General features: G+C 65.6%; 11 protein-coding genes and 1 riboswitch. Of the genes, 6 read left to right on the top strand and 5 right to left on the bottom strand.

Annotation, left to right across the window (positions count from 1 at the left end):
- Positions 1-13: 13 nt before the first annotated feature.
- Genes RW095_RS21090 through cbiE form a run of 3 tightly spaced genes read right to left on the bottom strand, consistent with a single transcriptional unit; the run spans position 14 to position 3,086 of the window.
- A complete protein-coding gene (locus tag RW095_RS21090; protein ID WP_317018120.1) occupies positions 14-736 on the bottom strand; it encodes a cobalt-precorrin-6A reductase in 723 nt (240 codons plus the stop codon).
- A complete protein-coding gene (locus RW095_RS21085; protein ID WP_317018118.1) occupies positions 733-1,821 on the bottom strand; it encodes a cobalt-precorrin-5B (C(1))-methyltransferase in 1,089 nt (362 codons plus the stop codon). Before RW095_RS21085 ends, RW095_RS21090 begins: the two co-directional genes overlap by 4 nt.
- Before the next feature lie 5 nt (positions 1,822-1,826).
- A complete protein-coding gene (gene cbiE, locus RW095_RS21080; RefSeq protein WP_317018117.1) occupies positions 1,827-3,086 on the bottom strand; it encodes a precorrin-6y C5,15-methyltransferase (decarboxylating) subunit CbiE in 1,260 nt (419 codons plus the stop codon).
- Positions 3,087-3,169: 83 nt separating this feature from the next.
- Positions 3,170-3,357, top strand: a riboswitch (cobalamin riboswitch).
- 82 nt (positions 3,358-3,439) lie between these two features.
- Between cbiE and RW095_RS21075 the strand changes: the two genes are divergently transcribed.
- Genes RW095_RS21075 through cobJ form a run of 4 tightly spaced genes read left to right on the top strand, consistent with a single transcriptional unit; the run spans position 3,440 to position 8,130 of the window.
- On the top strand, positions 3,440-4,999 hold the full coding sequence (locus RW095_RS21075; RefSeq protein ID WP_317019919.1) for an oxidoreductase: 1,560 nt from the start codon (positions 3,440-3,442) through the stop codon (positions 4,997-4,999).
- A gap of 9 nt (positions 5,000-5,008) precedes the next feature.
- Positions 5,009-5,635, top strand: coding sequence for a precorrin-8X methylmutase (locus RW095_RS21070; RefSeq protein WP_317018115.1), 627 nt, complete (start codon positions 5,009-5,011; stop codon positions 5,633-5,635).
- The gene (locus tag RW095_RS21065; RefSeq protein ID WP_128588580.1) at positions 5,636-6,376 is read left to right on the top strand and encodes a precorrin-2 C(20)-methyltransferase; all 741 of its coding nucleotides are present in this window, start codon (positions 5,636-5,638) and stop codon (positions 6,374-6,376) included.
- Positions 6,373-8,130 (top strand): precorrin-3B C(17)-methyltransferase, encoded by a 1,758-nt coding sequence (gene cobJ / locus RW095_RS21060; protein WP_317019918.1) that lies wholly within the window; start codon positions 6,373-6,375, stop codon positions 8,128-8,130. Before RW095_RS21065 ends, cobJ begins: the two co-directional genes overlap by 4 nt.
- A gap of 12 nt (positions 8,131-8,142) precedes the next feature.
- On the opposite strand, the gene RW095_RS21055 is transcribed toward cobJ, so the two are convergent.
- Both RW095_RS21055 and RW095_RS21050 read right to left on the bottom strand, forming a co-directional pair.
- The gene (locus tag RW095_RS21055; protein WP_317018113.1) at positions 8,143-10,767 is read right to left on the bottom strand and encodes an AAA family ATPase; all 2,625 of its coding nucleotides are present in this window, start codon (positions 10,765-10,767) and stop codon (positions 8,143-8,145) included.
- The gene (locus tag RW095_RS21050; protein WP_317018111.1) at positions 10,764-11,906 is read right to left on the bottom strand and encodes a metallophosphoesterase family protein; all 1,143 of its coding nucleotides are present in this window, start codon (positions 11,904-11,906) and stop codon (positions 10,764-10,766) included. The genes RW095_RS21055 and RW095_RS21050 overlap by 4 nt, the downstream gene beginning before the upstream one ends.
- A 246-nt stretch (positions 11,907-12,152) precedes the next feature.
- Between RW095_RS21050 and RW095_RS21045 the strand changes: the two genes are divergently transcribed.
- The gene (locus tag RW095_RS21045; protein ID WP_317018110.1) at positions 12,153-13,433 is read left to right on the top strand and encodes a DUF445 domain-containing protein; all 1,281 of its coding nucleotides are present in this window, start codon (positions 12,153-12,155) and stop codon (positions 13,431-13,433) included.
- A 164-nt stretch (positions 13,434-13,597) separates the two neighbouring features.
- Positions 13,598-15,547, top strand: a complete 1,950-nt coding sequence (locus RW095_RS21040) for an AI-2E family transporter (protein ID WP_317018108.1) — start codon at positions 13,598-13,600, stop codon at positions 15,545-15,547.
- Positions 15,548-15,670: the final 123 nt, after the last annotated feature.

The following is a 15,670-nucleotide window of genomic DNA, read 5'->3' as shown; positions in this document are numbered from 1 at the left end:
TCAAACGGACGACTCAAACTGACAGATGCAGCGCTTCGAGCAACTCCGCCACGCTTTCGAATTCACGATCCGCTGCGGGCAATGACGGCCGACGCAGCATCACGACGGGCAAGCGGCGCTCACGTGCGACTTCGAGCTTGGCCTCAGTCGCGCTGCCACCGCTATTTTTGCTGACCACGACGTCGACGCGTTGCAACGCGAACAGCGCACGCTCGCCTTCGAGCGTAAACGGTCCGCGCGCCGCGAGTATGCGGGAGCGTTCCGTGTCTGCGTGCGAGTCGAGACAGCGCACAAGCCAGAATTGATGCGCGGGAATTTCGTCGAGATGCGAGAGCGGTTCGCGTCCGAGCGTGAAGAGCGGCCGCCTGAATGGCGCGAGCGCCGTTGTGAGTTCGTCCCAGCCGCCGACGATGCGCCAGTCGTCGCCGGCACGCGGCTGCCACGCCGGTCGACGCAGCGCCCAGCACGGCACCCGCGCGTGACGAGCCGCCTTCACTGCGTTCGCGCTGATCTGCGCCGCGTAAGGATGCGTCGCATCGATCACGAGGCCGATGTCTTCATCTGCGATGTATCGCGCCATGCCTTCGCTGCCGCCAAAGCCGCCGACCCGCACGCTGCATGGCAGATCGTCGGGCACCTTGCCGAGTCCCGCGAGACTGTACACGTCGCGGGAAGTGAGCTGCCGGGCGATCCGCAATGCGTCGCCGGTGCCGCCGAGCAGCAGGACTCTCGTCATCGCGCGACTCCGATCAGCTTGCCCGCGCGGTCGATTGCAAACATCTCGACGTTCACCTGCGGCGGCACGATTTCGCGTGCGACGGCAAGCGCGTGCGCGCAGACGATATCGCCGAGCGGCACCTGCTCCGCATGCGCTAGCGCGACCGCTTGCTGGCTCGTATTGGCTGCGCGAATTGCGGATTGCAGCGCGTCGTTCGCACCCTGTTCGGCGGCCCATTCGGCGAGCCGTTGCAGATCGATGCTCGAGTTGCGGCTATGCAGATCGAGATGGCCCGCCGCGAGCTTGCTCAGCTTGCCGAAGCCGCCGCAAATACTGAGGCGCTCGACCGGCGCGCGCTTCATATGCTTGAGCACCGCGCCGACGAAGTCGCCCATTTCGATCAGTGCAATGTCGGGTAATCCGTAGTGTGAGCGCATCGCGTCTTCGCTCGCATTGCCTGTGCACGCGGCAAGATGCGTGTAGCCGTTAGCGCGCGCAACGTCGATGCCCTGATGAATCGACGCAATATAAGCCGAGCACGAAAACGGCCGCACGATGCCGGTCGTGCCCAATATCGACAGGCCGCCCACAATCCCGAGCCGCGGGTTCATCGTCTTGAGCGCAAGCGCTTCGCCGTCTTCAACGCCAATGGTCACTTCGAAGCCGCCGCCATATGCATGCTCGCTGGCGAGTTCTGCAAGATGCTCGCTCATCATTTTGCGCGGCACCGGGTTGATCGCCGGCTCGCCGACGGCGAGCGTCAGCCCCGCGCGCGTCACCGTGCCCACGCCCGGTCCGGCTCGGAACACAACGCCTGGCCCGGGGACCAGACGCACGCGCGCGAACACCACAGCGCCGTGCGTGACGTCGGGATCGTCGCCGGCATCCTTGATCGTGCCGGCTTCTGCGCCGTCATCGGTCAGCCGGCAGAAGACGAGCGGCATCGGCACATGCTGGCCTTTGGGCAACACGATTTCGGCTACCTCGCTGACCACACCCGCGAGCAGCAGACGGGCCGCCGCCAGCGACGTCGCGGTTGCGCAACTGCCGGTCGTGTAGCCGCTGCGCAGCGGCGCGGGTTGTTCGGGCGTTTCGTCGCGCATTAGCGTCACGCCGGTGAAGCAGCGTTGGGGTAGCCAACAACACTCTGGGCACCATCGGCAGCGCAACGCTTCACCACGTCGAACAAGGTGATCGGCAGCGCCTGCCGCCACGTATCGAATCCGCCGAGCGGTTGAGCGTCCGAAAGCGCGATTCGCGTGAGCGTGCCGCCATATTTGTCGCGCCATGCTGCGAGCGCCGCCTCGCCTTGCAACGTGACCGCATTCGCAACCAGCCGGCCGCCGTCGCGCAAATTTTCCCAGCACGTTTCAAGCACGTCCGGCACCGTCACGCCTCCGCCGATAAACACCGCGTGCGGCGCGGCCAACCCTTCGAGCGCTTGCGGCGCACGGCCCGCCACGAGCTGCAGTCCAGGCACGCCCAACGCATCGCGATTGTGCTCGATGAAGCGCTGACGCTCCGCGTGCCCTTCGATCGCGATCGCCCGGCAAGTCGGATGCGCGCGCATCCATTCGATGCCGATCGAGCCGCTCCCCGCACCCACGTCCCACAACAATTCGCCGGGCGTCGGCGCGAGTCGCGCGAGCGTGATCGCTCGCACATCGCGTTTGGTGAGCTGGCCGTCGTGACGAAACGCGTCGTCCGGCAAGCCGCAGGTGAGCGGCAGACGCGGCGCGCCTTCGGTGGCGCGGCATTCGAGCGCGACCAGATTCAGCGCGGCGACATCGCCCGCGGACCATTGATCCGCGCGGCCGTCGATGTGCCGCTCGTCGTCGCCGCCAAGATGTTCTAGCACGGTCATCCGTGTTGCGCCGAAACCGCGCGCGTTCAGCAGATCGGCGAGCGCGGCGGGTGTGCGCCCGTCCGCGCTGAGCACGAACACGCGGGCGCCGTCGTGCAAACAAGCGTTCAAGGTGGGCAGCGGCCGCCCAACCAGCGACACGGTGGCCACGTCCTGCAACGGCCAGCCGAGCCGCGCGGCAGCGAGCGATAACGACGACGGCGCGGGCAACACGCGCAGTTCGTCGGCCGGCAACTGTCTAGCCAGCGTCGCGCCGACGCCGAACAGCATCGGATCGCCGCTCGCCAGCACGCACACGGAGCCGCCGCGCTCGGCCAGCAGCGGCGCGAGATCGAACGGGCGCGGCCACGCGGCGCGGCGCGCGGCCAGCCGCGCGGGCAACATCGACAGATGACGTTCGCCGCCGTAAATCACCGACGCTTCGAGCAACGCACGCCGCGCGGGCCGCCCCAAACCGGCGAAGCCGTCATCGCCTATGCCCACCACCGTCAGCCACGCCGACATGCACCCTTCCTCATTTTGTATCTCAAACAATGCACTGCGCCACGCCGGTCAAAGCGTCCAGCCTCGTTGTGCTATCCGAAAAAAGGCATAATACAGCCGCCGGTGCCCTTCGGGGCCTAACAGGGAACACAGCGGGAACATTGCCGCTGTGGCTGCCCCCGCAACTGTATGCAGCGAGTCCGCCTGCGCTTGGCGCCACTGGTTCAACCGGGAAGGCCGCGGCGGACGACGACCTGCCAGCCAGGAGACCTGCCGGCGAGACTGTTCGTGCCAGCCAACATCGGGCGGGGTGTACCGATGCCGCAGCAATGCCGCTTGATCGCTTGCTCGGGCCGTCGCGCGACGCTAACCCGGTGTCCGTCTTGAATCCAGCTTCGCCCTCCACCGTCTTGCCTGACGCGGCATCTGCGCTGCGGCCCTCGGCGTGTCCGGGCCTGCTGCGGATCGTCGCCGCGCGCGATGGCGGCATCTGCCGGATCAAGCTGCCAGGCGGCGAGTTGAGCGCGGCTCAGGCCGAGGCAATCGCGAATGCGAGCGCGCAGCATGCGGCGGGCGCAATCGAACTGACGAATCGCGCGAATCTGCAGTTGCGCGGCGTTCGTGCCGGACATGAAGCTGCGCTTGTTGCCGCGCTACTCGATGCGGGGCTCGGACCGAGCGCTGCAAGCGGCTCTGCAGGAATGGGCGGTGCAGCGCCGACCGATTCCGCCGCAGACGATCACGATGGAGATCGAAACGCGCACGCACTCAAAGCATCCGCTGCTGACGACGTGCGCAACGTCATGATCAGCCCGACTGCGGGACGCGACCCGTCCGCACTGTTCGACACCAGACCTCTGTGCACCGCGCTTCTCGCGCTGCTGCAAAGCGAAGCGCGTTTCGCGGCGCTATCGCCGAAATTCGCGTTGTTGCTCGACGGCGGCGAGCGGCTCGCAAGAGTGGACCACCCGCATGACGTGTGGCTCGCGGCGGCGCAAGATTCTGGCGGTGACGTGCGCTTCATATTTGGACTTGCGGGCTGCCCGTCCGTTGATGCAAGCGCGAGCGCGAACACGCACATCGGCGGGAACTCGACATCGCCGTCACCATCATCAGGCAAAGCTGAGGGCTCGTCTGAAAAACCGCATGCGGATGCGACAGGCGCGTTGGCCTCGGTACTGCCCTCGCAAGTTCCGGCGCTCGTGCGCGCGCTGCTGCATACGTTTCTCGATCTTGCCGCTGCCGACGCCACGCGTATGCGCCATCTGCTCGACACGCATTCGGCGGACGCAATATTGCAGCATGCACAAACGTACGTGGATTTTCCATTGACACGCGACGCGACGCTCGCCGACTGGCGCCGCAGCACGACCGCCGATGCTTCATTGCGCCTCGGCGCACACACGCAACGCGTCGCGGATACTTGGCATGCCGGCGGTCAGCCGCCGCTCGGCCGCATCGACGCGGCCACACTGCACGGCCTCGCCGCACTCGCGCAACAACACGGCGACGGCACGCTGCGCATCACGCCGTGGCAAAGCGTATTGCTGCCCGACATCCGAACGCCCGCAGTGCCCGCGGTGCTTGCGGCGCTGAACGCGCTGGGCCTCGCATGCGATTCCGCCGATGCCATGACACGCCTGATCGCGTGCGCCGGTTCCACCGGCTGCGCGAAAAGCCTCGCGGATACCAAAGCCGATGCATTGGCTCTCGCGAAGCGCCTGCCGGCCGGCGTCGACGTGCATTTGAGCGGTTGTCCGCGCTCGTGTGCAGCCGCGCATTGCGCACCGTACACGCTGCTCGCCGCGGCGCCCGGCATCTACGACCTTTTCCGACGCGACCAGGGCCCCGGCTTCGGTCAATGCGTCGCGCGCCAACTGACAGTCGAACAGGCCGCCGATACGCTCGCGCGCCTTGTCCGAAGCGACACATGAGTGACACCGATGCTTGATTACATTCGCGACGGTCAGGAGATCTATCGCCAATCTTTCGCGACGATCCGCGCCGAAGCCGACCTGTCGCGCATTCCCGCCGACCTCGAAAAACTCGCGGTGCGTGTGATCCACGCTTGCGGGATGGTCGATGTGATCGACGATCTCGCGTTCTCCGATAATGCCGGCACAGCAGGCCGCACGGCGCTCGCGCAAGGCGCGCCGATTCTCTGCGACGCCGGCATGGTCGCGCAAGGCATCACGCGCGCGCGGTTGCCGGCGAACAACGACGTGATCTGCACGCTCACGCATGAGCGAGTGCCCGCGCTCGCTCGCGAACTCGGCAATACGCGCTCGGCCGCCGCGCTCGAATTGTGGCCCCCGCATCTGGCCTGCAGCGTCGTCGTGATCGGCAACGCGCCGACTGCCCTCTTTCATCTGCTCGATATGCTCGACGCAGGCGCGCCGAAGCCCGCGCTGATTCTGGGCTTCCCGGTCGGCTTTGTCGGCGCGGCGGAATCGAAAGCGATGCTCGCCGCGAACAGCCGCGGCGTGCCGTATGTCGTCGTGCATGGCCGACGCGGCGGCAGTGCGATGGCTGCGGCCGCTGTCAACGCGCTGGCAACGGAGGTTGAATAAATGACAGCGCAACAACGTGCAGGGCGTCTGTATGGGCTCGGTGTCGGTCCCGGAGATCCGGAACTCATCACGCTGAAGGCATTGCGTCTGCTCAAGGCGGCGGCCGTGGTCGCCTACTTCGTGGCGAAGGGCAAGAAGGGCAACGCGTTCAGCATCATCGAAGCGCATTTGCACGACGCGCAGCAGCAACTGCCGCTCGTGTATCCCGTCACGACCGAAGCGCTGGAGCCGCCGCTGTCGTATGAAGCGATCATCGCCGACTTCTACGATACCGCCGCTGAAATCGTCGGGGCACATCTCGATGCGGGGCGCGACGTCGCCGTGATCTGTGAAGGCGATCCGTTCTTCTACGGCTCGTACATGTATCTGCACGACCGGCTCGCGGCGCGCTATGAGAGCGAAGTGGTGCCGGGCGTTTGCTCGATGCTCGGCGGCGCGGCCGTGCTCGGTGCGCCGCTCGTATATCGCAACCAGAGCCTGTCGGTGCTCTCGGGCGTGCTGCCGGAAGACGAACTGCGCCGCCGTCTCGCGGATGCGGACGCCGCTGTCGTGATGAAACTCGGGCGCAATTTCGACAAGGTGCGGCGCGTGCTCGGCGAACTCGGGCTCGCGCACCGCGCGCTGTACGTCGAGCGGGCGACGATGGGCAACCAGCGCATCGTCCCGCTCGCCGAGGTGGATCCGATGGCGTCGCCGTATTTTTCGCTGCTCGTCGTGCCGGGGGAAAAATGGCAAGGATGATGCCGCCCGCCATCGTCATTCTCGGCGCGGGTGCGTTGGATACCGCGCGGCGCATTCAGGCGCTGTATGCGGATTCGCAGGTGCATGCGCTGCAAGGCCGTGCCGAAGCCGATGTCGCCTACACCGAACTGAGCTCGCATCTACGCGACCTGTATGCACGGGGCACGCCGATTGTCGCGCTGTGCGCAGCCGGCATCGTGATTCGCTGCGTGGCGCCGCTCCTGTCGAACAAGGGCGCCGAGCCGCCGGTGCTTGCCGTCGCCGAAGACGGCAGCGCGGTCGTGCCGTTGCTCGGCGGCCTCGCCGGCGTCAACGTGATGGCACGCGAGATTGCCGCCGCGCTCGCTGTATCGCCTGCAATCACCACGAGTGGCGAGTTGCGCTTCGACACCTGTGTGCTCAATCCGCCGGATGGTTATGCGCTCGCCGATATCGGTCAGGGCAAGCGTTTCGTGTCGGACCTGCTCGCTGGCGAAAGCACGCGCATAGAGGGCGAGGCGCCGTGGCTCGACGACGCGCAACTGCCGCGCTCGCCATCGGCGCGGCTTGCGATTCGCGTCACGCCTCGCGCATGGACTGGACGCGAGGACGAGCTCGTGATTCATCCTCGCAGTGTCGTCGCGGCGGTGGTGCCGAGGGCTGTGGCTTCAACGCCCGCACAAGCAGACAGCCCCGCAGCGTCAACCGCAAGCAAGAACGCCGCCGCCGAAATCGCGGCTCGCGTGCACGCGTCACTCGACGCCCACGGCCTCGCTCCTCTTTCGCTTGCGGCATTGCTTGCGTCGTCGGAACACATGGCCGAACCGGCGCTCGCCGAAGCCGCGGCGGCGTTGAATGTGCCGCTACGTTTCACCGAAGCCAATGCAGGAAGCAGCAACTCACCGGAGAGCCTCCTGCACGCCGCCCTGCGCATTCCCTACGAAACCCTGCACGACGATCGTGTGCAAGGCATCGCCCTCGCTCTATCGCCGTTGGCGGTCGATCCCGACACGATAGGACGGGCGCGCGGCCGGCTGACGGTAATCGGCCTCGGCCCCGGCAGCGCGGAACTGATGGTGCCCGCGGCGCGCACGGCGCTCGACCGGGCCACCGATATTCTCGGCTACGAAACCTACGTGAAAATGGCCGGCCCGCTGCACGTCGGCCAACGAGTACACGGCACCGATAACCGCGAGGAGATGCAGCGCGCGCGCCATGCGTTCGAACTCGCGAGCGCGGGACGTTCAGTGGTGATGGTGTCGTCCGGCGACCCGGGCGTATTCGCGATGGCCGCGGCCGTGCTCGAAGCGCTCGACGCCTCGGAGAACAGCGAGTGGGCCGCTGTCGAGCTCAGCATCGTGCCGGGCATATCGGCGGCAATGGCTACCGCCGCGCAAGCCGGCGCGCCGCTCGGCCACGACTTCTGCATGCTGTCGCTGTCGGATAATCTGAAGCCCTGGAGCATCATCGAGAAACGCTTGCGGCATGCCGCGCAAGCGGACCTCGTCATGGCGTTCTACAACCCGATCTCGCGCGCACGTCCGTGGCAACTCGATAAGGCGCTCGATATCGTTCGTGAATATCGCACGGCGCATACGCAGGTCGTGCTCGGCCGCGACATTGGCAGACCGGGTGCAACGCTGCGCACCGTAACGCTGGGCGAACTGCGTTCCGCGGATGTCGATATGCGCACGATGCTGATCGTGGGCTCCTCCACCACGCGCCGCTTCACCAGGGGCGCGCAGTGGGTCTACACGCCGCGCTGGTACGAGTAAGCGAACTGATAATCACGCCGCGGCCTTCATATCGTCGATGGCGCGCTGCCTCACGCCCAGGTCGTCCCATAGTTCCGGATGACAGGTGAACACCAGAATCTGATGCCGCGTGGCGGCGTCGATCAGCGCCCGCTTGATCGCGTCCCGCCGTGCAGCGTCGGTATGCACGGCTGCATCGTCGAGCATCAGCAACGTGGGCCGGCCGGACGCCTTCAGCAGATCGGCATACGCGAGCCGCGTAAGAATGCCGAGTTGCTCGCGCGTGCCGAAGCTCAACGCTTCGAGCGTATCGGCGCGACCATAGCGATCGAGCGTCGCGGGACTCAGATCGTCGCCGAGCGCGATGGTCGACTGCGGAAAGATCCGCTTCAGATAATGGCCGAGCCGTTCCGTCAACGGCGCGCGCAATTGCGCCACCGCCGCATCGCGTTCCGCGACGAGCACTTCGTCGAGCAGACTCAACGCGCCGGCGCGCAAGCTCAGTTCGTCCTTGCGGCGCGTGGCCTGCTCCACTTTCGCGTCGAGCGCTGCAAGACGCTCACCGAGCCCCGACGCGCCCACTGTCTCCAACTGGCTGCGCAAACGCGTGATGCTGACCTGCCGCTCGTGTTGATCCTGACGCGCAAGTTCCGCCGACGCGCGATAGCGCTTTGCCTCGGCCGCCGGGTCGTCCAGACGCACGGCATCGAGTTCGCGCTCCCGTGCTTCGCGCTGCTTCGTCAGCGCCTCGACCTGCACGCGTTGTTCGACGATCTTCGCCTGCCACTGTGCGCGGTTGCGGCAGAACGCTGCGTCGCTCAATTGCGCTTCCTTGCGCTGCAATTGAAGCGCGAGCGATTCGGCCGTCGCAATGCCGGTGGAACGCTTCTCGGTTGCCTCGTTCAGTATCTTGCGGGCGCTCTCCAGCGTGGAGGCCGCGATTTCGGCGCTGCGCCGCGCTTCGTCGAGCGGCAGCGCGGCCGAAACGTCGGGCAAACTCGTCAAACGCTCGTTGGCGGCCTGCGAGCGCGCGGCGGCCGAAGCCAACGCGGCTCGCAGCGCGTCGATGCCCTGCGGTGCGTACGCTTCCAGCACCTTCGCGTAACTCTTCTGCTGCGCGACGAGCGCCTTCCACTGTTCGTGCCTCGATTCGGCCTCAGCGTGCGAAGCCACGCCGAGCGCTTGCAACAACTGTGCATGCTGCGCTTCGAGCGCGGCGAGTTCCGACAATCGCGCGGGCAGATCCGACACGCCCGGAATCACGCGCAATTCGCCAAGCTCGCCGAGGCCGATCCGCTTTTCTTCGTCGACACGCAATACGCCCGCACCGCTGATGGACTCATCGCCCACCGTAATCGTGCCGCTCAACCGGTATTCGATGCGCGTCATCGCCGCTTCGGTTCGTGCACGCAACACGGTCAGCGACGCATCGAGCGCAGCGAGGCGCTTGAGCTTCGCCTCGTCGATTTCAACGGCGGCTGCGGCGCGCGCGGCTTCTACGAGCGCTTCGTTGGCTTCGCTCGCGGCGGCAATGGCCGCTTCGAGCCGTTCCAGTTCCGCGCGATAAAGACCGATCTGGTTGCGCAGATCCGCGGCGCTCACCGCCGCATTCGCCAGTTCGAGCGCGCGGTTTGCATCGGTAAAAGCCTGCTCCAGTTGCGCGACGCGGCTTGCCGCCTGTGCATATTCCGTCTCGACCGTCGCCACGTTCGCGCGTGCCGTGTCGAGTTGCTGACGCTCGCGCGCCACCGCCGTTTCCAGTTCCACCGCGGCCTGTTCGTGCTGCAACGGCAGCGCGAGTTCAGCCTCGCTGACTTTCAACGCCTGCACGAGCCCCTGAACGCTGCGCTCCAGTTCCGCAGCCGCATCGGCGCGCTGTTGCGCCAGCACGGCCTTCTGCTCGTGAAGCTCCCAGGGCCGCTTGCGTTCGGTTTCTTCGAAGGCCTGCTGCTGCGCGGCAAGTCGTGCGATGTTTTCATCGAACTGTTCGCGTTGCCGGTTCAGATCGTCACGCTCCGCGATCAGCGCGGCGAGCGCGGCTTCGGCTTCCGCGAGCGGCCCCGTGGATTTCTGCGTGCGCGCGGTCAGCAGTTGCCGAAGCTCGCGTTGCACGGCGGCGATCAACGCATCTTCGCCAGCCGATTCGCGGCTACCGGACAATTGCGACAACGCATCGCGCAGATACTGCGCCGCGTGACCGGTCGAGTCACGCATGTCCTGCGTGCCGCCCTGCTGCACCCACAGCAGACCGGGAACGCCCGCGTTTTCCGCCTTCAACGGCCCGCGCGCGGCACGCGAAAAGCCGAGCAATGCGGCCAGCTTGTCTTCCGCTTCGTCTTCACCGAATACGGCCTGGCCGATCTTCAACTCACAGCGCTGACGCGTGACGAACTGCTTCGCCAGGCGGCATGCGACGCCGTCGAGATCGAAGCTGACTTCGACCGACGGCTGCCCGCTCGCCTTGCCCCAAGGCAGCAACTCCTTCAGATGCGAGGCCTTGTAGCGTTCGAGAAACACCGCACGCACGGCCTCGGCAATCGTGCTCTTGCCGGCCTCGTTCGGCCCCACGAAAAGATTGAGACCGGGCTGCAGGTCGTCGATAAAAAGACGTCCGGTGAACTGTTTGAATTCCTGTATCGCGATGCTCTGAAGCTTCATGCGGACCTCGCCTCACGCGGCAATTCGCGTTGAAAGCGCGCCAGCAGCAATAAAGCCTCTGCCGCGCGCTTGACCTGTTGCGGGTCGGACTGCGGGTCCTCCTGCATGCCGCGCAAACGCGCGACGACTTTGGCCAGATAGCCGCTTTGCGCGCCGAGTTCGGCGAGATCCTCGGTAGTAGGCAGCACTTGCAAACCGCTCAGATCGACACGCAATGCACGCACGCGCGCGCGGGTTTCCTCGACGGCGACATGAAGCGCTTCGGCGTCGGCCAGCGCGGCCGTGCCGCTCACGGAGACGCGCAGCACGTCGCTGCCGCCCAACGTGGCGAGGCGCGCCTTCAGCGAGTCGACATCGGTCGGCACGGAGATCGATTCGTCCCAGCGATGCCACTGATATTGACCGACCCGCACCGCGTCGACCAAGGGTTGCGCGCCGGGCTCGCTCAGCGTGACGTCGAGCATGAAGCCGGGATCGTTCGCGCGAAAACGGTCCTGCTCGTGCGTGCCGGCGTACCAGGTGCGCTCGTCGACGCGAAAGTGGCCGTGCCAGTCGCCGAGCGCCAGATAGTCGAGGCGCGCGCTCGCGGCGCGCGTCGGCGAAATCGGGTTCGACGAGTCGATGCCTTCCTGCAGAATGCCGCTCACGCTGCCATGCGCAAGCCCCACACGGTGATAATCCGGCGGCGTTTCGACGGTATCGAAGAAGCCGGTGGTGTCGTCGTAAGTGATGCGCTGCGTGAGCGGCGCGCACAGCACCGCGCAACGGCATGCGTCGAGCAACACGACGCCGGGCGCGAGCACGAGGCGCACGTTCGGCGGCACGCAATTCAGGCGCTGTGCACGCGTCCAGACGCTTTCCACGAGCGCCGCGTCGTGATTGCCAGGCAGCATGATCCATGGGCCCGTGAAGGCTTGCAGCGCGGCGAACAGGCGGCGGATTACCGTGTCGGACACCGTCTGCAGGTCGAACACGTCGCCCGCCACCAGCACCGCGTCGACCTTGCGCGCGGCTGCGTCGTCGGCGATGCGGCGCACGGTGTCGAAGCGCGCCTGTGCGAGATGCGCTGCCTCGTCCGGCTCGAACTGGCCGAACTGCGTGCCGATCTGCCAGTCCGCGGTATGCAGAAACCTGATCACTGTGCCTCCATTGCGTTCAAATGCATTGCCGCGTGGCGCACGCTGCTCGGGTCGCCGCCGCGGTTCAACCTTGAATGTTACCGCGCCGGCGGGGCAAAAAGAGACCAATGCGGCCGGATCGCGGTCAAGCGGCGCCATTCCGCGCTGTGCGGCATCATTCACCCTCATCCAGCAAGACTCGACAAGCCTCACACAACGCGGCGCACGGCGCTAAACTCGCGTTTCCCGACCCTGGCTCTCTCGCCGATGAACAAAGCACTCGAACTGAAGAAGGCCAAACGCACACCGTTGCTGCTCCTCGCCGCGGCGGCCTGCGTTTTCGTCGTCACGGCATTGATGCCGCGCGGCGTCTGGATCGACGGTATCAAGGCAGTGGCCGAAGCCGCCATGGTCGGCGCGCTCGCCGACTGGTTCGCAGTCGCCGCGCTGTTCAGGCGCGTGCCGATTCCGATGGTATCGGCGCACACGGCGATCATTCCGCGCAACAAGCACAAGATTGCCGACAACCTTGCCGTGTTCGTACAGGACAAGTTTCTCGACGTGCCGTCGCTCGTCGGCCTGATCAAGAAACATGATCCGGCACAGAGCATCACGCGCTGGCTGACCGAGCCCGCCAACACCGCGCGCCTCGGCGATTACGTGGTGAAACTGACGAGCGGCATTCTCGATCTGACCGACGACGTGCGCATCCAGGTGTTCATCAAGGACGCGTTGCGCGATGTGCTCGCGAAGGTCGACCTTTCGCAGTCGATGGGCGCGATTCTCGACACGCTCACCAAAGACGGCCGCCACCAGGAACTGCTCGACGCCGGCATCGAACAGGTCGTCGCACTGCTGCGCGAACCGCAGGCGCGCGAGTTTATCGCGGAACGTATTGTCGATTGGGTAAAGAGCGAGTATCCGACGATGGAGAAGATCCTGCCCTCCGCGTGGCTCGGTGAGAAAGGCGCCGAGGCTATCGCGAACGCGGTGAACCGGATGCTCGAACAGATCAGCGAAAACCCCACGCACCAGTTGCGCCAGAAGTTCGACGACGCCGCGCACAAGCTGATCGTGAAGCTTAAAAGCGATCCGGGCTTTCTGCAAAAAGGCGAGGAATTCAAGCGTTATCTGGTGGAAGGCGAAGCGCTCGCCTCCTATGTGAAGGACATGTGGGGCGAACTGCGCGCGTGGCTCAAACGCGATCTGCAAAGCAGCGACTCGGCATTGCACGCGCGAGTCGTCGCGGCGGGTCAATGGGTGGGCCGCGAGCTCGCGAACGATCCGGCGCTGCGCCAGTCGCTCAACGATCACCTCGAAGAAGCGGCACGCGCAATGGCGCCCGAGTTTGCGCAATTCCTTACACGGCATATCAGCGACACCGTGAAGAACTGGGACCCGCATGAGATGTCGCGGCAGATCGAATTGAACATCGGCAAGGACCTGCAATATATCCGCATCAACGGGACCGTGGTCGGCGGCTTCATCGGCTTGCTGCTGTATGGAAGCTCGCTAGTGTTCGACTTGCTGCGCATGCATATCGGATGAGCGGCCCATTGTGGCAAAGCGCGACGCAAAGCGCCTACAATCCGGGCATATGGTTTGCTTAGCCGCAGTGGCCCATATGGCACCATGCCGCCGCCGCATTTACCGCGCGCGAGACTAGAAGCGATCGCGGAAGCGGCCGCGCCACTCAAACGGACAGTGTGCTCATGAAAATATCCTTACCGCCGCATGGGCGGTCGAATCGCGTTTATCCGCCTGCCGCTCCGAGTTTGCATGGTCTTGCGTCGGTGATTACCGGCGTGGTCGTGGTTTGCGCGCTTTACTTCGGCCGCGCGGTGCTGATTCCGATCACGCTCTCCGTGCTGCTCAGTTTTTTGCTCGCGCCGCTCGTGCAGATGTTGCGGCGGCTGCATATGGGGCAGTTGCCGTCCATCTTTATCGCGGTGCTGTTCGCGTTGGCCGCACTGCTTGCCGTGGGGGCGCTGATCGGCGCGCAGCTCGTGCAACTGGCGGGCGACCTGCCGCAGTACCAGGTCGCGATCGAGCGGAAGATCGAGACAGTGCAGGAGAAAACGATCGGCCGCGCCGATTCGCTGATGAGCCGCGCGGCCGCCACGCTGCAGCGTGTTGCGCCTTCAAAGCCGCCGCCGCGCCCTACCGGCCGCGCGGCGCGCAACGCGCCCGCCGTGCCCACGCCTGTCGAAGTTCACGAGCCTTCGCCCACGCCGTTGCAGCTCGCACAGCGTGCGCTTTCGCCAGCCATCGCGCCGATTGAAACCACCTTCATCGTGCTGGTGGTGACGATCTTCATTCTGCTGCAGCGTGAGGATCTGCGCGACCGGCTGATCAGTCTCTTCGGCTCGCGCGACCTGCATCGCACGACGACTGCGATCAACGACGCCGCCGTGCGCCTGAGCCGCTATTTCGTCGCACAACTCGGCGTGAACCTGAGCGCGGGCGGCGTGATTGCGATTGGTCTTGCGATCATCGGCGTGCCTGGCGCGCTGCTGTTCGGCGTGATCGCGGCGCTGCTGCGCTTCGTGCCCTACATCGGCATCTGGATCGCGGCGATTCTCGCGGTGTTTCTCGCCGCAGCCATCCAGCCGCAATGGACGATGGCGGTCTACACACTGATTCTCTTTATCGTCGTGGATGTGGTGGCCGGGCAGATCGCGGAGCCGCTGCTGTATGGACACCGTTCGGGGCTGTCGCCGCTCGCGGTCGTCGTCGCGGCTATTTTCTGGAGCTGGCTGTGGGGGCCGGTCGGCCTCGTACTGTCCACGCCGCTCACGCTGTGCGTCGTGACGCTTGGGCGCTACGCCGATCGTCTGAACTTTCTCACGGTGCTGCTCGGCGACCAGCCGGCGCTCACGCCCGCGCAGAACTTCTATCAGCGGCTTCTCGCCGACGACCCGCATGAGGCAATCGTGCAGGCGGAGCGCCTGTTGCGCGAGATGTCGCTGATCGACTACTACGACACCGTCGCGCTCGAAGGGCTCAAGCTCGCACGCAACGACGCGATGCGCGGCGTGCTGATGCCCGACCAGTTGGCGCGCGTGAACGAAGCGCTCGTGGACATCGTCGAAAATCTGGAAATCGCCGATGGTTTGCCGGATCGGCTGATCCGCGCCGAGTCTCCAGAGGCGCTCCTCGCTGCTTCGTCAGCGGATCTTTCCGAGCGGCACGACAGTCCGACGCGAGCGCATTCTTCGGCACATAGCGACAGCGAAAAAACGGCGGTGCTTTGCGTGCCGGGACGCGGCGCGTTCGACGAAGTCACGACGGCCATCGCGGTGCAACTGCTCGGCCGCCTCGGTTTCGCGCCGATCATGGCGACGCACTCGGGCTACCGCAGCGCGCACGCCGACGAGCCGAGCTACAAGAATGCGCCGATCATCTGCATCGTTACGCTCGACGCTCCTGAATCGCCGCCGTATCTGCGCAATATGCTTCGACGCACACGCGAATGGCGGCCGAGAGCGGCGCTCGTGGTCGGCGTCGGCGGCACTGCTGAAAACAGGCATGAGACAAGCGTGGGCGCGACTGCCGCTTCACATTCGGCGCCGACCTTCCGCGCGATGATCGAGGAATGCCAGGTGGCCGCGTCGTCGCTGCACACGCGTCAGCATTCGCACGTCGCGGGCGGCGCAGATTGAGCGTCGCTATGGACCAACCGCGCGCCGACTCGGCGCTGATAAAAACGTGGCGCGCCTGTACCCAAAATGAGGACAGGCGCGCGTAAGCGCTCCTCCATACTTCGCTTACCGCTTTTTTTGTAT

It is taken from the genome of Paraburkholderia kirstenboschensis (genome assembly GCF_032806925.1).
GTDB classification, from domain to species: Bacteria; Pseudomonadota; Gammaproteobacteria; order Burkholderiales; family Burkholderiaceae; genus Paraburkholderia; species Paraburkholderia kirstenboschensis.
Note: the sequence above shows the minus strand (reverse complement) of the source record. Positions and strands in the feature narration are given on the sequence as shown.